A 17,586-nucleotide genomic window follows, 5' to 3' on the forward strand; every position below is an offset into this window, starting at 1 on the left:
TCATTATTATGACTATGTTTTAACACAAAAAAAGCGCTGAGGTAATCAGATTGATTGCTCAGCGCTTAAAGATAATGTTTGAAAGAGACAATTAAATTAAAACTTATTTAATAGTGGGAAAATTGTGAATTATTGGTTAGGAATTCACGATTTTCCTCTTCGATCATTTGGCGAGCAACAAATAGAATGAGTTGGCGTAACCAGCGATGAGCTGGGTGATGGTGCAATAATGGACACCAAGCCATTTTAAGTTCAAACTCAGGAATGTAAAACGGTGGATCTTTAATAACTAATTTTGGATTTTGTGCTTGTAAACGCGCCATTCGAGTTGGAAGAGTGGCAATCAAGTCAACATTTTGAGCAAGTAATGCCGGCATCTGATAGTGACGTGTAAATACAGAAATTTTGCGACGTTGACCAATACGTTCTAATGCTTGATCAATCCAGCCCAAGCCACCTTGTTTATCTGGGTTTACCCCAAAGCCAACACCCATACCCGTTTTAGATACCCAAATATGTTGAGCATCTAAATAGCTTTTTAGATTTAAATGAGTCACAGCGGGGTGTTTGTCATTTAAAATACAGCTAAAGCTATCACGCCAAACTAAAACTTGGTGGAAGCTTTGCGGGATTTCATTGAAGCGGTTAATGGCTAAATCAACTTTACCCTGTTCCATGTCTCTATATGACACATCACTTGGAGTAAGAAAATCGAGTACAACGTTTGGTGCTTCTGAGCGGAGGGCTTTAACAAGACGAGGGACTAGGGTGGCTTCTGCATAGTCAGAAGTCATAATACGGAAAACGCGATTACTGGTATAAGGGCGGAATTCGGTACGCGGTTCCAAAATCATTGAAAGGTCAGAAAGAGCATCACGAATACGCGGTTGTAATTCAAGTGCACGTTCTGTCGGTGTCATCCCTTCAGATGAGCGGATCAGGAGGGGGTCATTAAATAAATTACGCAAACGGCGTAAAATATTACTCATGGCAGGTTGAGTAACACCAAGCTGTTCGGCTGCGCGAGTAACGTTTTTTTCACGAAGAAGAACATCAAGATATATTAATAGATTAAGATCTACCCGCTCCAGATTCATAAAAAAAATACCGAAAATAAAACCCTAAAATTGTTTCAAATTATGCCATATTTAAAGAACATTGTGTGAAAAAATGATGAGAAAAACGACATTTTTTGTTGAAATTAAGTATGGGCAAAAAGTATCTCAAATGCTGGATTCTATTATCGTTGATCTGTTTTTATTTTTATAATTATTGAACAAAAATATTTTCTTAATATTTAGTACTGTTCTAGCATGTTGATTGACATTTTGCATTGGCAAAATTCGCCTAATTTACAATTGACTTTTTATAGTAAAAATGAATGGAAAATTTTTAAAAAAACTGTATAAAAATAAAGCTTGGAGTGTTTTTTAATCAAAATTCTATACTCCTTTAGGATTATTTTGTTTTTATAAACAAAGTGTTATGTTTTTTAGTTTTACTTATAATATCGATTTATTGGTATATTTTTTAAATAAATACTGAAGATTAACGAAGGATATTGGATTAATTGATTGGCTAAGTCTAAGCTGTGTACATGAAGAAGCAGCTGGTGTCATAGGGAATTTTCATAACATGACTCTAGGCTTCGATCGATGAAATCCTAAAATGAATACAGGACAATATCATGACTACATATCAAACAGCGATTGATGCAGTACGTGAATTAAAAGCAAAATTCGGCAACACTTGGGCAGACATTAGCCCAGAAGATGCTGCTCGTATGCAACTTCAAAACCGTTTCAAAACAGGTTTAGATATTGCTAAGTATACAGCTGCGATTATGCGTCGTGATATGGCTGAATACGATGCTGATTCAAGCAAATATACTCAATCATTAGGTTGCTGGCATGGTTTCATCGCTCAACAAAAAATGATTGCTAACAAAAAGTATTTCGGTACGACAAGCAAACGTTATATCTACCTTTCTGGTTGGATGGTTGCTGCTCTTCGTTCAGAATTTGGTCCACTTCCTGACCAATCTATGCACGAGAAAACTTCAGTACCTGCTTTGATCGAAGAAATCTACACTTTCTTACGTCAAGCTGATGCAAAAGAATTAAATGACTTGTTCCGTGCTTTAAATAAAGCAAAAGAAGCTGGTGACTCTGTGAAAGTAGCTGAAATCACAGCTCAAATCGACAACTTCGAAACTCATGTTGTGCCAATTATTGCAGACATCGATGCTGGTTTCGGTAACGAAGAAGCAACTTACTTACTTGCTAAGAAAATGATTGAAGCTGGTGCTTGTGCGCTTCAAATCGAAAACCAAGTATCTGATGCAAAACAATGTGGTCACCAAGCTGGTAAAGTAACTGTTCCACATGAAGACTTCATCGCTAAGATCCATGCACTTCGTTATGCATTCTTAGAAATGGGTGTTGAAGACGGTGTTATCGTTGCTCGTACTGACTCTGAAGGCGCTGACTTAACTCAGAAGATCCCTGTAGTTAAAGAGCCAGGTGATATCGCATCTAAATATATTAGCTACTTAGATACTCAAGAAATTGATATCTCAGAAGCTCAAGAAGATGAGATCTTAATTAAACGTGATGGTAAATTACATCGTCCAACTCGTTTAGCTTCTGGTCTATACCAATTCCGTGAAGGCACTCAGATTGACCGTGTTGTACTTGACTGTATCACTAGCCTTCAAAACGGTGCTGACTTACTTTGGATCGAAACTCCGACTCCAAACGTACAAGAAATTGCACACATGGTTAACCGTGTAAAAGAAGTGGTTCCGAATGCGAAGCTTGTTTATAACAACAGCCCATCATTCAACTGGACTTTAAACTTCCGTCAACAAGCGTACGATCGTTGGGTTGCAGAAGGTAAAGATGTATCTGCTTACGACCGTGCTAAATTAATGAGCGCTGAGTACGACAATACTGAATTAGCTGCTGAAGCTGATGAAAAAATCCGTACTTTCCAAGCAGATGCTGCGCGTGAAGCTGGTGTGTTCCATCACTTGATCACACTTCCTACATACCACACTGCTGCTCTTTCTACTCATGAATTAGCACAAGGTTACTTCGGTGACCAAGGTATGTTAGCTTATGTTGCTGGCGTACAACGTAAAGAAATCCGTGGCGGTATCGCATGTGTGAAACACCAAGCAATGGCTGGTTCTGACATCGGTGATGACCACAAAGAAATCTTCGCTGGTGAAAATGCACTTAAAGCTGGTGACGATGCTAAAAACACAATGAACCAATTCTCAGCTCACTAAGAATTGACTTCATAAAAAATCCGCTCATTTGAGCGGGTTTTTTATTTATATTGAAAAATAGATTAATCTTCTTTTTTCAAAACATAATGTTCAGCTAAAGAACCTTCAACTTTTTTACCTTCCATATCTAAAGCGGTCGCGGTATTTTCACCAATAAAGAATTTACGGTTTTGAGCTTTATCATCTAAGGTAATAACAGAAGTATTGTCTTTATCGAAAGTAAACTTACCATGGGTTTCAAATGGGTTTGCATCACCTTTACCAAGATAGGTTTCTGTTAGCTCATAAGTTTTATCATCTTTTAATTCTAATTCAGTTTTGATGCCTTCACAGTCTGCGCAAGGAAGCGTACCTTTATATTTACCATCCCAATCTAAAGAATTCTCGGCTGTATGCGCTGTATCTACCGCTTCATTATTATTTGATTGAGCAGTTTGTACAGGAGTAGATGTATCAGAGGTTGTTTCTGTTTTATTTTCATGTTTATTACATGCGACAAGAAGAGTACTCATAAGTGCAATTGCTAATAATGATTTTTTCATAATGAATAAAACCTCAAAAAAATAAATATAAAGTACTGACAGGCTAGGAAAAAAGAATCGAAAATAAAAGCTCTAGTATGTAGTTTAATTTTAACAAAAGGTAAAGTGAGTAAAAATTGCACAGATTAGGGCTATGTTTTTTTATATTTTAGTTGAGAATTAAAAGTATCCACTAAAATGATTTAATGGATACTTTTAAAAATTTATGGTTGGGCAGAAACCCCACCTAAAGAATCGCACGCTGCTTTATAAAGTTGGTATTGCTGTTCTACGACTTCATCTAAGGGCATTGCAAATAATTCTTCACCATTTTTATAGCTTTCTACATAAGAGGTCGCTTTTTCCTTACTCACCGCTAAAGATTGCTGGTAATAAGAGTTGATTGAACTTGTAGAAATTTCACTTGTTTCAATATTTTTACATTGAAAGTTATTTAAAAGTTTTTCTGCACGTTTGACCTCACTTGATTGGCCAAAAATACACCCAGTTAAAAATACAAACGGTACTAACACGAAAAAGATTTTCATGGGAAAAATTTATAAGAGCGAGGATGGGCGCTATTGTATAAATAATTCCATGCTTTACTGTGGTTTTATGTTAGACATTGATGATTTTTTGACTCATTAAAATAAAAAAATTGTTTCTAAGTTTGTAATAACCACTTTTTGCTTTTGGTGCATATTTTGCTTATCAAAAAAGCCATTATCAAAAATGAGCCAAAATGAATCGAATTCAACAAACTTTTCAGACTTCTTCAGCACCATTTTGGTATGCCCAGTTAGAACTGGGATTTTGTTATGAAAACTCTCGCACCATAATGAGTCACCGAAAGCATTATGGCCCCGTTCGGGTGCAAAAAATGCTCTGGCCCGAAAAAACTGGGGTTTGTCATGCCATTATTGTTCATCCACCTGCTGGAATTGCAGGCGGTGATCATCTTACTTTTCAAATTGAAACAGAAGGGCAGGCGCATGCTGTAATTACCACACCGGGAGCGGGTAAATGGTATAGGACAAATGGAAAACAGGCTTTCCAGCATATTTATTTGAATGTAAAAGATGATTCTATTTTAGAGTGGATGCCGCAAGAAACAATGCTTTTTGACGGTGCTTTAGCCCACTCTGAAACAGATATCCACCTTGAACAAACTGCAAGTTTTATTGGATGGGATATGTTGATCTTGGGGCGGCAGGCTCGGGCTGAGAATTTTGTTCAGGGAAGCTATCACAACCAGTTTAAATTATGGCGCAAAAACAAGTTATTAGTTGCCGATACTTTATATTTTGAGGGAGGCGATCGCTGGTTAAGCTCGTGTTTAGGAATGAATAATCAGGCGGTGATGGCCAGTTTTTGGGCCGTGCCCCCTGAAAAATTCCGTTCTTCATTCTATTTAGAGCAACATATTGAACTCATCCGTGAACTCATTATGCGTATGGATGTTCCCGTGACGTTGACCTTATTAGAAGATGTACTGTGTGCGCGTTTTTTAGGAAATGATGTACGGCGATGTCATGATGCTTTCGCAGCTATACGGGCTAAATTAAGACGTTATTGGTTTGATTTAGATGAAGAATTTCCAAGAATTTGGAAAACTTAAGTTACGTTAAATTGCGTATTTTAAAAACGATTAAAACCGGTATGCTGCTTTTGAGCACGCATTTTGCTTAAAGAAAATTAGATGCTATTTAGGAAAGAGATATGGAACTCAATCCAACAGAAAAAGATAAGTTACTCATTTTTACTGCAGGCTTAGTGGCTGAGCGTCGTAAAGCACGAGGCTTAAAGTTGAACTATCCGGAAGCTGTTGCATTTATTTCCGCAGCCTTACTTGAAGGTGCACGGGATGGTATGACGGTGAGTGAACTTATGCACTTTGGAACGACTTTATTAAAGCGTGAAGATGTCATGGATGGCGTACCAGAAATGATTGCTGAGGTACAGGTTGAAGCAACTTTTCCTGATGGTTCGAAATTAGTCACTGTTCATCAGCCCATTGTATAAAAAGGAATACTTATGATTCCCGGTGAAGTTATTACTCCAGAAACTGACATTGAATTAAATGTTGGACGAGAAACTTTAAAAGTTGTGGTGGCTAATCTTGGCGACAGGCCTATTCAGGTCGGTTCGCATTTCCATTTTTATGAAGCAAACGATGCCTTACAGTTTGATCGTGAGGCAGTCAAAGGTTTTCGGTTAAATATTGCAGCAGGCACAGCAATACGTTTTGAACCGGGACAAAGTCGAGAAGTAGAGCTTGTTGCTTTAGCTGGTAAGCGAGAAGTATATGGTTTTGCTGGTCGGGTAATGGGCAAGCTGGATTAAAGATAACAACAATAATGAAAAGATGAGTAATAAGTTATGAAAATGTCACGTCGTGCATACGCAGAAATGTTTGGTCCAACGGTTGGTGATCGTATTCGTTTGGCTGATACAGCGCTTTTTATTGAAGTTGAGCAAGACTTAACGACATATGGTGAAGAAGTTAAATTTGGTGGCGGAAAAGTTATTCGTGACGGGATGGGACAATCTCAGCTTTTAGCTGATGAAGTTGCTGATACAGTCATAACCAATGCTTTAATTGTAGATTGGTGGGGAATTGTTAAAGCCGATGTGGGCTTAAAGAATGGACGAATCTGGAAAATAGGGAAAGCTGGAAACCCTGATATTCAACCCGACATTACTATTCCTTTAGGTGCTGCGACAGAAGTAATTGCAGGTGAAGGACAAATTTTAACAGCTGGTGGTATTGATACTCATATTCACTGGATCTGTCCTCAGCAAGTTGAAACCGCGCTGATGTCTGGGACAACGACAATGGTGGGCGGTGGGACAGGACCAGCAGCAGGTACTTCGGCAACGACAGTGACTCCAGGGTCTTGGCATATTGCGACCATGTTGCAGGCGATTGATGATTTGCCTATGAATATTGGTCTATTGGGTAAAGGGAATTTAAGTTTACCTGACCCCATTCGCGAGCAAATTAAAGCAGGAGTAATTGGGTTAAAACTACACGAAGATTGGGGTTCAACACCTGCGGCTATTGATAACTGTTTGAGCGTTGCAGATGAGTATGATGTACAGGTCGCAATTCATACGGATACTTTAAATGAAGGTGGTTTTTTAGAAGAAACGCTAGCGGCATTTAAAGACCGTACGATTCATACTTACCATACCGAAGGTGCGGGCGGCGGGCATGCTCCCGACATTTTAAAAGCAATTGGGCAAAGTAATGTGTTGCCATCTTCGACCAACCCAACACGACCTTATACGATCAATACCATTGATGAGCATTTAGATATGCTCATGGTTTGCCATCATTTAGACCCTGCAATTGCTGAAGATATTGCTTTTGCAGAAAGTCGTATTCGCCGTGAAACCATTGCTGCTGAAGATATTTTACAAGACTTAGGCGCAATTGCCATGATGTCATCTGATTCTCAGGCAATGGGACGTGTGGGTGAAGTAATTTTACGAACTTGGCAAACTGCCCACAAAATGAAAGTACAACGTGGCCCATTAGAGGGTGACAATGAGTTTCATGATAACAATCGCGTTAAACGCTACATTGCCAAATATACAATTAACCCGGCAATTACCCATGGTTTAAGTCATGAAATTGGTTCGGTTGAAGTCGGAAAACTTGCTGATCTGGTGTTATGGAAGCCTGCATTTTTTGGCGTGAAACCTTCCATGATCATTAAAGGTGGCATGATTGCAGCAGCGCCAATGGGTGATATTAATGCTTCAATTCCTACACCTCAACCAGTGCATTATCGTCCAATGTTTGGTGCTTATCCACGTGGTGTGCATAACACCTGTATTACCTTTTTATCTCAAGTCGCAATTGATGAAAAAGTTGCTGAGAAGCTAAATCTTAAAAAGTTAATCAGTCCCTGTAAAAACACGCGTTCAATTACCAAAGCCGATATGAAACACAATACATATTGTCCTGTTATGCAGGTTCATCCTGAGACTTACGAGGTGCGGGCCGATGGTGAATTATTAACGTGTGAACCTGCTGACGTGTTACCGATGGCACAACGTTATTTCTTGTTTTAATGAATTTATAGAGGTGATTTGCCTCATTACCTTATATATGAAAGAAATAAGTAAGGAGAGAAAAGCTAAATGAAAATTTACACCCAACGTCTTGAAGATATTTCTCCTGATCAGGCATTTGAAACGGTTGAGCTAACGTTTGATACCCGACAAAAATCACGTTTTCGAGCGGCTTTAGCAAGTGGCGTAGATATCGGTGCGGATTTGCCTCGTACTGGCATTTTGCGTAGTGGTTCATATATTGCAACGCAAGAGGGCGATGTATTGCGAGTTGATGCAAAACCTGAACGGTTAATGCAAGTCACTGCTCAGACTGAATTTGACTTGCTTAAAGCGGCTTATCATTTAGGTAATCGACATGTGCCATTAATGCTGACACCAACAGCTTTATATTTTGAGCCTGATCATGTGCTTGCAGAAATGGTGGAAGGTTTGGGGCTTGCTGTGACAGAAACCGATCATCCATTTGAACCTGAAAGCGGTGCCTATGCACAGCATAGCCATGACCATCGTTTAAGCCCAATCAAAGCTTTACATCATGTCCACTCATAATGCTGCGCAATTACTGCAACTACTGACATTGTCTTCTACGGCATTGCCAGTTGGAGCATATTGCTATTCGCAAGGTGTGGAAACCGCCATTGATATTGGCTTAATACACGATGAATCCTCGGCAATTGCTTACTTTGAAGAAGTGCTTGAAATGCTGCTAGTACGCTTTGAGTTACCTGTACTCAAACGTCTTATGCAACATTATGATGATCCAGATCAGTTTCTAATTTGGGCACATTTGTATAAGGCAAGCCGAGAAAGTAGAGAGCTTTTGGCCGAATCTCAGCAACTCGCATTTTCTTTAAATGCATGGATTAAAGATGTTTTAAAGAAAACAGTTGAGGTTAAAAAGCAGTTTGGTTTTGTGCCTGTCTATGCGCAGCTTTGCGGTCGTTTAGAACTTAAAGATGTGGATGTACTTACGGCGTATACCTTTACCGTTTTAGAAAATCAGGTTTTAGCCGCAGTAAAAACTGTCCCATTGGGCCAAATGGCAGGACAAAGAATTTTATGGCATTTGCAAGGGCGAGTACCACAAGCTGTAGAGAAGGCTTTAAAACTTAAAGATGAGCAATTGAGTAGTGCTTTGCCGCGCTATGCCATGCTGAGCATGAAACACGAAACTCAATATTCACGGTTATTCAGATCTTAAGTTTAGGAAAAAGGATAAAAATCATGACAGAACGTAGTCCATTACGAGTCGGAATTGGCGGACCGGTCGGTTCAGGTAAAACAGCACTTACGCTTAACTTATGCCGTGCCTTGCGTGATAAATATAATATGGCAGTGGTGACAAATGATATTTATACCAAAGAAGACTCAAACTTTTTAACCCGTAATGAAGCGATGTCACCAGATCGTATTGTGGGTGTGGAAACAGGTGGTTGCCCGCATACAGCAATTCGTGAAGATGCTTCAATTAATTTAGCTGCGATTGATGATCTGTGTGAAAAATTTGATGGCTTAGAACTCATTATTATTGAAAGCGGTGGTGATAATTTAGCGGCAACATTTAGCCCAGAGCTTTCTGATTTAACTTTATATGTCATTGATGTAGCAGGTGGCGAAAAGATCCCTCGTAAAGGAGGACCGGGTATTACCAAGTCAGATTTACTGATTATTAATAAAACTGACCTCGCACCTATGGTGGGAGCAAACCTTGATGTCATGGACCAAGATGCAAAACGCATGCGTGGTGAAAAGCCATTTTTATTTTCAAACATGAAAACACAAGATGGGCTTGAAGAAATTATTCAATTTATTGAGAAGCAAGGGCTGTTTAAGGCTTAAGGAGTAACTATGAACTTCATTAAAAAATGGAGCGTTGGGCTCCTTAGCATGTTACCTGCGTTAGCTATGGCTCATCCAGGGCATGACCATGTACATTCAGGTTTTATAGCAGGCTTTATTCATCCGTTTACGGGGTTGGATCATTTAATAATGGCTTTAGGCTTTGGTGTCTTGCTTTGGTCGGCAGCCAAACAGTGGAAAATTGCTGGCGTCATCACTTTAAGTATCACCTTAGTGATTGGCTTTTTGGTAGGTGCTCAAGGTTTGGTACCCGCCAATGTTGCTGAATACGGTATTGTTGCTTCTTTAATTATTACAGCGATTGCGCTATGGACAAAATCAAATCGGATTTTACCTATCGCTGCCGCTTTACTCGCAAGCTTTCATGGGATAGCTCATGGTGTTGAGTTAGCACATGCAGGGCATATCGTGGCGTTAGTAACCGGTATGGTTACTGGTATGGCACTTATCTATTGTGGTGGGCTTGCACTAGGTGCAGTATTTACACGTTATGTGCCATATGGCAAAAAAATTGTAGGTGCCTGTGCAGCAGTTGTTGCAGTGATTGGTTTGAGTTAATTAAAACTTTGTAGCGAAAAAAGGTAGCTTTAAGCTACCTTTTTATTCGCTTACTTTTTGGTAAAGCCCTGCATGGACTGTACCAGCTTTGGTTGATTTAATTTGCTGCCATGTTGCAGGAAGGTGAAGCTGAGATAAATCTCGGTCAGCTTCAACGTAAATGTACCCATTATTTTTAATATGTGAGTCTGCCAAGTGAGCAAGCTCTTGCCATAAATTAAGACTATAAGGAGGGTCTAAAAAAACGACATCAAACTGTTCTTTTAAGCGTGGTAAGGCTTGTTGAGCAGTTGCATTAATTAAATGGCAATTCTGCGCTTTGAGCAATTGAATATTATCTTTTAAAAATCGTGCCTGCGTCTTATCTGGCTCAATCATATAAATAGATGCAGCACCGCGCGATAATGCTTCAAAGCCTAATGCCCCAGAACCTGTGCAGATATCGAGAACCTGAGCGTTTTGAATGTCCCACATGAGCCAGTTAAATAAAGTTTCGCGGACACGATCGGGAGTTGGTCTTAATCCTTCAATACTGGCGAATGGTAAAACTCGTCTTTTCCATTCGCCCCCAATAATGCGTAATTGATTTTTCATTATTCATCGACCTCGTTTGTAGCAGGACGAGTTGGTGTTGCCTGTGGAGTAGAGGCTGCTGCGGAAGTCGGAGCAGAGGTCGCAGGAGTAGAGCTGGCACTTTCATTACCACTTGGGAGTTCACCCGGTTTAATTCCAGCGGTCATCAAGCCACCATTAACCTGATGGTTGGCTGGTCGAATCGGATTTTTCTTACGGGTTAATAACCAGTAATCAAACACGGGTTTAGCAAGTTGGGCTGCTGAACCACCATGACGGCCATTTTCCCAAATAACTGCAATAGCGATTTCGGGTTTATCAGCCGGAGCAAAGCCAACAAAAAGACCATGGTCAAGTTGGCGTTCACTAAGCGCAGCTTCGTTATAACGTTTGCCTTGAGCAATACTTTTAACCTGTGCTGTACCTGTTTTTCCGGCAATTTGATATAGCGGTGTACGGATGCCACGACCAGTACCTGATTGAATTACATCAATCATGGCTTCTCGCATTTTTACCCAATCTTCATCTGTACCATTGAAATTAATTTTTCCATCAGGTGCATTACGTACGGTAAAAGGTTTTGCACCATGGGTTGCACGTAAAACATGGGGAACTACATGCGAGCCGTGGTTCGCCGTAATGGCAGTTGCCATGGCGAGTTGTAAAGGAGTTGCTGTAAATGCACCTTGACCAATACTTACTGAAATCGTTTCACCTTTCATCCATTTGGATTTGCGTGTACGCATTTTCCATTCAGGATTTGGATATAAGCCTTCACTTTCACTTGGTAAATCGACACCTGTTTTTTGGCCAAAGCCAAATTGGCGCATCCATTGGTTCATCTGATCGATGCCCATTTGATTAGCCAAAATATAAAAATAGGTATCACAAGACATGATAATGGCTTTGTGCATGTTCACAATGCCATGACCGGTTTTTTTCCAGTCACGGAATTTGTGTGAGTCACCCGGTAAATGGAAATAGCCAGGGTCGGAAATAGCAGTAGCCCAATCAACAATTCCATAATGTAAACCGCCCATCGCTTCCATTGGCTTAATGGTTGAACCAGGAGGGTATACACCTTGTACTGCACGGTTATAAAGAGGCTGATCTATATTGTCACGTAGAGAGCTATAATCTTTATGATTAATACCCGTTACAAATAAGTTAGGGTTAAAGCTTGGGCTTGAAACCAACGCAAGAATTTCACCAGTGCGTGGGTCTATCGCAACAATTGCTCCACGTCGACCAGCGAGTTGTTGCGACGCGACAACTTGCAAACCATAATCTAATGATAAGTAGAGATCATTACCACGGGTTGGGTCTTTACGACCTAAGTGACGCAAAATATTACTATGAGCATCTGCTTCTACAGACTCATAACCAGGTGTTCCATGAAGTAAATCTTCATAGCTTTTTTCTACACCAATTTTACCAATCAGGTTTGTTCCAGCATATAAATCTTTATCAATACTTTTTAATTCTTTATCGTTAATACGGCCAACATATCCAATCACGTGAGCAAATAAATCACCATGTGGATAATAGCGCGTCATTTGGGTTTCAATTCTAACCCCGGGGAACTTGTATTTAACTTCACTAAACTTGGCAATATTTGTCTCGGTCAAATTCAGTTTAATGGCCACACGTTCAGTTTTACGTGCTGTTTTAATGCGGCTTTTAAAACGATCTACATCTTCTTGAGTGAGTTCTAAAATAGGCTGTAATTGTTCAATAACGGTATCAACGTTCTCAACATCTGCTTTACTTAATGTTGCGGTAAAAACAGGGTAGTTATCTGCCAGTAAAACCCCATTGCGGTCATAAATATAACCACGAGCAGGTGGAAGGGGTTGTAGGCGAATACGGTTTTTATCCGATGCCGTCGAGAACTCATCATAATGAAAAATTTGTAGATAAGCGTATCGGCTGGCTAGTACCAATAAACAGATAATCACAAGCCCTACGGCAAAAAATATACGACCTCGATAAATGCGCTTTTCTTGCTGGATATCTTTTAAAGGAAAGTGCTGTTTCATACGGATCGACTTAATGACATAGGGTGAGAAAAATAGCTGCTTATTCTAACGCAAGCGCACTTAAAATATCGCATATTTTTCAAAGTTTCAGTGAAGAGGCAAATTGGCTTTTTTGACTTTGTAGACAACAAAATTGTAGAGTCTTGTATATAAGAAGCAAAATAATTCTGTTAAAGTCTCTCATTCAATAGAATAGGGTTGTTCTCACCATACGATTAGGGAAAATGGAGAAAATAATGAGAAAAATTTATCCCTTACTTGCAGTTTTGACAGTAAGCAGTTGGGCACATGCTCAAGATTACTCATTTCTTCCAGAAGCAAAATTAGCAGATCATAAAGCATCTACCTGGAATGTAGGCGCCGGTTTTACACAAAAATTGTTACATCTCAATGGTGAGTGGGTAAATCCTTATGGCATTGCTTACGCAAAAGTTGGTGCATTTTTAAATGGCGATAAAACTGCTGGAGGACAAGTCGGATTCCGCTATCCGTACTACCTTACTGGAACAGATAAAAATGGTTACTATATTGGCTTTTACGCTGGACATCTTGATAGCAAATCGGTAGACGGAGATTATAAATCTCGTTTAGGTGCTGGTGTCGATTTGGCTTATGTATTGTTGAATTCAGAAAGAATTAGTACGTTTAGTGTGGGTATCGGCGCAGCGGAAAAATTAACGGACCAGAATGGTGATGTTGCTGCAGATACTAAACCACAAATTCAATTTTCTTATTCTCTAAGTTTTGGTTTATAAAACAAAGCAGTTTATCGTTAACTCGCCATAAGCAGAGCACAAATAAATACGAGAGTCTTACATGTTAGAGTACGTCAGCGGATTGTGGCAGACCTTTTTACACAGACCTGATTTTTGGGCCGTTTTGAGTATCATTCCGGTCACTGCCTTTGTCACATGGGCACATGTGTGGATGGCTTTAAAAATGGTGTTTTACCCAATCAAGTTTTGGGGATTTCATTTAGGTCCTTTACCAGTCGGCTGGCAAGGTATTGTGCCACGTAAAGCTGGACGTATCTCTGGAATTATTACCGATAATACTTTATCCAAGTTAGGTTCTTTGCGTGAGTTTTTAGAGGCAATGGACCCTGAAGACATGGCGCGTATTATTGGTGAGCAAGTCGGATTTGAACTTGAGCATTTGATTGATGAAGTGATGATCGATCGTAATGCAGTGCTTTGGGAAAATTTACCTTATTCGATTAAACGCCGTATTTATGCTCAAGCGCATAAGCAATTACCAGGTGTACTTAGAGAATTAGTGACTGAGCTGACTATGAACGTTGAGTCACTGGTTGATATGCGTGAAATGGTGGTGAGCCAAATGGAAGGTGATCGCCGTTTAATGGTACGTATGTTTTTAAAAGTTGGACAAAAAGAAATCAACTTTATTTGGCATATTAGTGCACTAATCGGGATGTTCTTTGGTGTTTTCCAAATGGTGGTCTGGTTTGTGGTGCCTTGGCATTGGACAGTACCGTTTTGGGCGTCTATTTGGGGCTTTTTAACTAACTGGATTGCAATCTGGATGGTATTTAACCCGATTGAACCGCATTACATTCGTTATCCGCAAATATTTAGATTAACAAAAGATCGTAAGTTCCCTTGGATTGTACCTGTTTTACGAATTGGTACTTATAATGTTCAAGGGGCTTTCATGAAGCGTCAAGAAGAAGTTTCAGAAGTCTTCTCAAGCGTAGTGACAGAAGATCTGATTACGTTAAAATCAATTATGACAGAAATGATGTATGGTTCCCGCAAGGACAAAACGCGTCGTATTGTTAAACGTCATATTAACGAAATCATGGAAACTCCACTTGTTCGAACATCTTTACAGCTTTCTTTAGGCCCAAGAGAGTATGCAAGGTTAAAGACGGACTTGATTGATCGTTCAATTGAAATTACGATGGGACCGGTATGTGACCCTGCACTAAATGCAAGCCGGGCACAGAAGATTTTTCAAATGTTTAAAGAGCGTATTCGTGAACTAACACCAAAAGAGTTTCAGAATTTGTTACGTCCAGCATTTCAAGAGGACGAGTGGATTCTTATTGTACTAGGTGGGGTAACCGGATTTATTGCTGGTACAATACATTTGTTTGTGGCTTTCTTATAATTCGAAGTCGGGCAGGATCTATTGAAGATCAATGAAACTAAATCTGCCGGACCTCACATTCATTGTTTTAAATGAGGATGTTTTTTATGCGCATTATCTTACTCGGACCACCTGGGGCAGGCAAAGGTACTCAGGCTCAGTTGATCTGTAAGCGCTACAATATCCCACAAATTTCAACCGGTGATATGCTCCGTGCTGCAATTCGTGAAGGTACTGAATTAGGTTTAAAAGCTAAAAGTGTGATGGAATCTGGCGGTTTAGTTTCAGATGAACTCATTATCGGTTTAGTAAAAGAACGTATTGCTCAACCTGACTGCGTGAATGGTTGTATTTTCGACGGCTTTCCACGCACTATTCCTCAAGCAGAAGCTTTGGAAAAAGAAGGGATCAGCATTGATCATGTAATCGAAATTGATGTACCTGATGAAGAAATCGTAAAACGTCTTTCTGGTCGTCGTCAGCATCCAGCTTCTGGTCGTGTTTATCACGTTGTATACAATCCACCTAAAGTGGAAGGTAAAGATGATGAAACTGGTGAAGATCTTGTTCAACGTCCAGATGACCAAGAAGAAACAATCCGTAAGCGTTTAGCGTCTTATCACACTGAAACAGAACAATTGGTTGGTTTCTACCAAGGTCGTGCTGCTTCTGGTGAAAACGCGCCAACTTATGACAAGCTTGATGGCTTGCGTACAATTGAAGATGTACAAAAAGATTTGTTCAACATCTTAGACAAATAATTTAATATTATTTGTAATACCGAGCCCTCTTTGTGAGGGCTCTTTTCTTTCATTAAGTGCAGGAGAATGATTTGAAAATCATTTTGATTTTGGTGGTATTGCTGAGTCTGGCACTATTGTTATTTTTACTGTATCAAAGCTACAAAATGCTGAGAAAAGTACAAAAACAAGCGAAAGAAGAAAGAAAACAGCAAAAGCGTTTAAAGTAACTAAATTGGGTATAAGCTATACCCAACTTTTATTCTGCCTCAATGTTTTTAACCGCAATTTGTTTTTGTGCACCAAACTCAAAGCGGTCCGGCCAGTTACATACATCAGCAACCACGCACTCTGAACATTTTGGTTTACGGGCAATACAGCAGTAACGACCATGTAATATCAGCCAGTGATGTGCATCTAAAATAAATTCTTTAGGAATGACTTTTACTAAGCGGTGTTCAACTTCAAGAACATTTTTACCTATTGCTAAGCCCGTTCGGTTTCCAACACGGAAAATATGGGTATCGACAGCCATTGTCGGCTGACCGAATGCAGTATTTAAAACTACATTAGCTGTTTTACGGCCTACACCTGGCAAAGCTTCCAAATCTTTTCGGTTACTTGGAACTTCACCGTTAAACTGCTCCATTAAAATCTTACAGGTCTTGATAACATTTTCGGCTTTTGCGTTATAAAGACCAATCGTTTTAATGTACTCTTTTAACCCGTCTACACCTAGGTTATAGATTTTTTCAGCGGTGTTCGCAACAGGATAGAGCTTATCAGTTGCTTTGTTCACGCTAACGTCGGTTGCTTGTGCCGATAACATAACGGCAATGAGCAATTCAAATGGTGATGAATATTTTAATTCGGTCTGTGGAGAAGGTCTTTGTTCACGAAGGCGTTCAAAGAAAATTTGAATCTGCTTTTTCGTCATATTTTTGACGGCCATTCAGACCTCCTGTAATTGAATGAGTTGCTGTTGTAGTTCATCAAGTTGAAGCCGCTTTTTGGCATCTTCTCGAACACTGAGCTGCTTTTCCAACTTTTTAATTTGTGTACGAATTTTCGCTAATTCAATTGTGGTTTTTGCATCGCTTACAATCGCTTCTTTTGGCTTCTCGATGAGCTGAATTGAAGGTAAATCATCAAGTGCTTGAGAGAACTGTGCAAACAGCTGAGTATCTATTTCAGCACGTACAACAGGGCCTTTGCGGTGAATACGGCGTTTTTCTTCACGTTGAATATGCGCGTAATAACGTTGACGTAAATCATTTTGTTCTGCAATGCGTTGCTGTTCGCTTGGCAATGCTTGAGTGTCTTCGACCAGATCAATACAGTCAACTGGGCAGGGTGGAATACATAACTCACAACCTGTGCATAGATCAGTCAAAATGGTATGCATGAGCTTACCACTACCAATAATGGCATCTACTGGGCAGGCATTAATACATTTTGTACATCCGATGCATTCATCTTCGCGAATAATTGCCTTCATGGGTTGTGGGCGTCCATCCGCCTGTACAGGCCAGACACTCGTTTCAGCAGGTAATAATGGGCGATTTAATAATTGTGCCAGTGCATCGGCCACTGGCTGTCCACCAGGAACACATTTATTTGCTTCTTCACCTTCAGCAATGGACTTTGCGTAAGGTAGACAGCCGTCACGGTGCCCACACAGACCACATTGTGTTTGTGGTAATAACGCATCAATCTCGCGTATGAGAGAAATAGATGGATTCATAGAGGAAAATAGCTTGCTTAAAACGATGCGATAATGAAGAAAAACCTAAGTAAGGTCAATGGATTTT

At 39.8% G+C, this 17,586-nt stretch carries 20 protein-coding genes; 13 read left to right on the forward strand and 7 right to left on the reverse strand.

Features of this window, described 5'->3' with window-relative positions; translation table 11 throughout:
- Nucleotides 1-107: 107 nt before the first annotated feature.
- Nucleotides 108-1,097 (reverse strand): LysR family transcriptional regulator, encoded by a 990-nt coding sequence (locus EGS71_RS18365; protein ID WP_001047619.1) that lies wholly within the window; start codon nt 1,095-1,097, stop codon nt 108-110.
- A gap of 590 nt (nt 1,098-1,687) precedes the next feature.
- Between EGS71_RS18365 and EGS71_RS18370 the strand changes: the two genes are divergently transcribed.
- Nucleotides 1,688-3,292, forward strand: a complete 1,605-nt coding sequence (locus EGS71_RS18370; protein WP_000214789.1) for an isocitrate lyase — start codon at nt 1,688-1,690, stop codon at nt 3,290-3,292.
- 62 nt (nt 3,293-3,354) lie between these two features.
- On the opposite strand, the gene EGS71_RS18375 is transcribed toward EGS71_RS18370, so the two are convergent.
- Together EGS71_RS18375 and EGS71_RS18380 are read right to left on the reverse strand one after the other, a co-directional pair.
- Nucleotides 3,355-3,834, reverse strand: coding sequence for a copper resistance protein NlpE (locus EGS71_RS18375; protein ID WP_000749184.1), 480 nt, complete (start codon nt 3,832-3,834; stop codon nt 3,355-3,357).
- A 203-nt stretch (nt 3,835-4,037) separates the two neighbouring features.
- Entirely contained in the window at nt 4,038-4,361 is a 324-nt protein-coding gene (locus EGS71_RS18380; protein ID WP_000688341.1) for a hypothetical protein, read from the reverse strand.
- Between the two features lie 194 nt (nt 4,362-4,555).
- Between EGS71_RS18380 and EGS71_RS18385 the strand changes: the two genes are divergently transcribed.
- The 8 genes from EGS71_RS18385 (at nt 4,556) to EGS71_RS18420 (ending at nt 10,314) form a co-directional block, all read left to right on the forward strand.
- Nucleotides 4,556-5,431 (forward strand): urease accessory protein UreD, encoded by an 876-nt coding sequence (locus EGS71_RS18385; RefSeq protein WP_002015743.1) that lies wholly within the window; start codon nt 4,556-4,558, stop codon nt 5,429-5,431.
- Between the two features lie 101 nt (nt 5,432-5,532).
- Nucleotides 5,533-5,835 (forward strand): urease subunit gamma, encoded by a 303-nt coding sequence (gene ureA / locus EGS71_RS18390; RefSeq protein WP_000422460.1) that lies wholly within the window; start codon nt 5,533-5,535, stop codon nt 5,833-5,835.
- 12 nt (nt 5,836-5,847) lie between these two features.
- Nucleotides 5,848-6,156: an urease subunit beta gene (locus tag EGS71_RS18395; RefSeq protein ID WP_000612142.1), complete on the forward strand. Its 309-nt coding sequence runs from the start codon at nt 5,848-5,850 to the stop codon at nt 6,154-6,156.
- A gap of 36 nt (nt 6,157-6,192) precedes the next feature.
- Nucleotides 6,193-7,893, forward strand: coding sequence for an urease subunit alpha (gene ureC, locus EGS71_RS18400; protein ID WP_000784169.1), 1,701 nt, complete (start codon nt 6,193-6,195; stop codon nt 7,891-7,893).
- 69 nt (nt 7,894-7,962) lie between these two features.
- Nucleotides 7,963-8,445 carry an urease accessory protein UreE gene (gene ureE / locus EGS71_RS18405; RefSeq protein WP_000708730.1) on the forward strand — a complete coding sequence of 161 codons (483 nt, stop codon included), beginning with the start codon at nt 7,963-7,965 and terminating at the stop codon, nt 8,443-8,445.
- Nucleotides 8,432-9,097, forward strand: a complete 666-nt coding sequence (locus EGS71_RS18410) for an urease accessory protein UreF (RefSeq protein WP_000103640.1) — start codon at nt 8,432-8,434, stop codon at nt 9,095-9,097. The genes ureE and EGS71_RS18410 overlap by 14 nt, the downstream gene beginning before the upstream one ends.
- Nucleotides 9,098-9,120: 23 nt before the next feature.
- Nucleotides 9,121-9,735 (forward strand): urease accessory protein UreG, encoded by a 615-nt coding sequence (ureG, locus tag EGS71_RS18415; RefSeq protein ID WP_000140200.1) that lies wholly within the window; start codon nt 9,121-9,123, stop codon nt 9,733-9,735.
- A 9-nt stretch (nt 9,736-9,744) separates the two neighbouring features.
- A complete protein-coding gene (locus EGS71_RS18420) occupies nt 9,745-10,314 on the forward strand; it encodes a HupE/UreJ family protein (RefSeq protein ID WP_001009276.1) in 570 nt (189 codons plus the stop codon).
- 42 nt (nt 10,315-10,356) lie between these two features.
- On the opposite strand, the gene rsmD is transcribed toward EGS71_RS18420, so the two are convergent.
- Together rsmD and mrdA are read right to left on the reverse strand one after the other, a co-directional pair.
- Nucleotides 10,357-10,908, reverse strand: a complete 552-nt coding sequence (gene rsmD, locus EGS71_RS18425; RefSeq protein ID WP_000795851.1) for a 16S rRNA (guanine(966)-N(2))-methyltransferase RsmD — start codon at nt 10,906-10,908, stop codon at nt 10,357-10,359.
- Nucleotides 10,908-12,926, reverse strand: a complete 2,019-nt coding sequence (gene mrdA / locus EGS71_RS18430) for a penicillin-binding protein 2 (protein WP_000809155.1) — start codon at nt 12,924-12,926, stop codon at nt 10,908-10,910. Before mrdA ends, rsmD begins: the two co-directional genes overlap by 1 nt.
- A 236-nt stretch (nt 12,927-13,162) precedes the next feature.
- On the opposite strand from mrdA, the gene EGS71_RS18435 reads away from it, so the two are divergent.
- The 4 genes from EGS71_RS18435 (at nt 13,163) to EGS71_RS18450 (ending at nt 16,005) form a co-directional block, all read left to right on the forward strand.
- The gene (locus EGS71_RS18435) at nt 13,163-13,681 is read left to right on the forward strand and encodes a hypothetical protein (RefSeq protein WP_001227325.1); all 519 of its coding nucleotides are present in this window, start codon (nt 13,163-13,165) and stop codon (nt 13,679-13,681) included.
- 61 nt (nt 13,682-13,742) lie between these two features.
- A complete protein-coding gene (locus tag EGS71_RS18440; protein ID WP_000895449.1) occupies nt 13,743-15,056 on the forward strand; it encodes a membrane protein in 1,314 nt (437 codons plus the stop codon).
- An 86-nt stretch (nt 15,057-15,142) separates the two neighbouring features.
- Nucleotides 15,143-15,796, forward strand: coding sequence for an adenylate kinase (gene adk, locus EGS71_RS18445; RefSeq protein WP_001220244.1), 654 nt, complete (start codon nt 15,143-15,145; stop codon nt 15,794-15,796).
- A 71-nt stretch (nt 15,797-15,867) separates the two neighbouring features.
- A complete protein-coding gene (locus EGS71_RS18450; protein ID WP_000691574.1) occupies nt 15,868-16,005 on the forward strand; it encodes a hypothetical protein in 138 nt (45 codons plus the stop codon).
- A 29-nt stretch (nt 16,006-16,034) separates the two neighbouring features.
- Here EGS71_RS18450 and nth read toward each other — a convergent pair whose 3' ends face one another.
- Together nth and EGS71_RS18460 are read right to left on the reverse strand one after the other, a co-directional pair.
- Nucleotides 16,035-16,727 carry an endonuclease III gene (gene nth / locus EGS71_RS18455; RefSeq protein WP_000279329.1) on the reverse strand — a complete coding sequence of 231 codons (693 nt, stop codon included), beginning with the start codon at nt 16,725-16,727 and terminating at the stop codon, nt 16,035-16,037.
- Nucleotides 16,728-17,519 carry an RnfABCDGE type electron transport complex subunit B gene (locus tag EGS71_RS18460; RefSeq protein WP_001069881.1) on the reverse strand — a complete coding sequence of 264 codons (792 nt, stop codon included), beginning with the start codon at nt 17,517-17,519 and terminating at the stop codon, nt 16,728-16,730.
- Nucleotides 17,520-17,586: the final 67 nt, after the last annotated feature.

It is taken from the genome of Acinetobacter sp. FDAARGOS_559 (assembly GCF_003940475.1).
In the GTDB taxonomy this organism is placed as follows: Bacteria; Pseudomonadota; Gammaproteobacteria; order Pseudomonadales; family Moraxellaceae; genus Acinetobacter; species Acinetobacter baumannii.

Coding starts and splice junctions, on each gene's coding strand:
- EGS71_RS18435 (WP_001227325.1), top strand. CDS start 13,163: ATGAGAAAAATTTATCCCTTACTTGCAGTTTTGACAGTAAGCAGTTGG.
- rsmD (WP_000795851.1), bottom strand. CDS start 10,908: ATGAAAAATCAATTACGCATTATTGGGGGCGAATGGAAAAGACGAGTT.
- EGS71_RS18395 (WP_000612142.1), top strand. CDS start 5,848: ATGATTCCCGGTGAAGTTATTACTCCAGAAACTGACATTGAATTAAAT.
- EGS71_RS18375 (WP_000749184.1), bottom strand. CDS start 3,834: ATGAAAAAATCATTATTAGCAATTGCACTTATGAGTACTCTTCTTGTC.
- ureG (WP_000140200.1), top strand. CDS start 9,121: ATGACAGAACGTAGTCCATTACGAGTCGGAATTGGCGGACCGGTCGGT.
- EGS71_RS18440 (WP_000895449.1), top strand. CDS start 13,743: ATGTTAGAGTACGTCAGCGGATTGTGGCAGACCTTTTTACACAGACCT.
- EGS71_RS18370 (WP_000214789.1), top strand. CDS start 1,688: ATGACTACATATCAAACAGCGATTGATGCAGTACGTGAATTAAAAGCA.
- EGS71_RS18460 (WP_001069881.1), bottom strand. CDS start 17,519: ATGAATCCATCTATTTCTCTCATACGCGAGATTGATGCGTTATTACCA.
- ureA (WP_000422460.1), top strand. CDS start 5,533: ATGGAACTCAATCCAACAGAAAAAGATAAGTTACTCATTTTTACTGCA.
- EGS71_RS18420 (WP_001009276.1), top strand. CDS start 9,745: ATGAACTTCATTAAAAAATGGAGCGTTGGGCTCCTTAGCATGTTACCT.
- EGS71_RS18365 (WP_001047619.1), bottom strand. CDS start 1,097: ATGAATCTGGAGCGGGTAGATCTTAATCTATTAATATATCTTGATGTT.
- ureE (WP_000708730.1), top strand. CDS start 7,963: ATGAAAATTTACACCCAACGTCTTGAAGATATTTCTCCTGATCAGGCA.
- nth (WP_000279329.1), bottom strand. CDS start 16,727: ATGGCCGTCAAAAATATGACGAAAAAGCAGATTCAAATTTTCTTTGAA.
- EGS71_RS18380 (WP_000688341.1), bottom strand. CDS start 4,361: ATGAAAATCTTTTTCGTGTTAGTACCGTTTGTATTTTTAACTGGGTGT.
- adk (WP_001220244.1), top strand. CDS start 15,143: ATGCGCATTATCTTACTCGGACCACCTGGGGCAGGCAAAGGTACTCAG.
- ureC (WP_000784169.1), top strand. CDS start 6,193: ATGAAAATGTCACGTCGTGCATACGCAGAAATGTTTGGTCCAACGGTT.
- EGS71_RS18410 (WP_000103640.1), top strand. CDS start 8,432: ATGTCCACTCATAATGCTGCGCAATTACTGCAACTACTGACATTGTCT.
- mrdA (WP_000809155.1), bottom strand. CDS start 12,926: ATGAAACAGCACTTTCCTTTAAAAGATATCCAGCAAGAAAAGCGCATT.
- EGS71_RS18385 (WP_002015743.1), top strand. CDS start 4,556: ATGAATCGAATTCAACAAACTTTTCAGACTTCTTCAGCACCATTTTGG.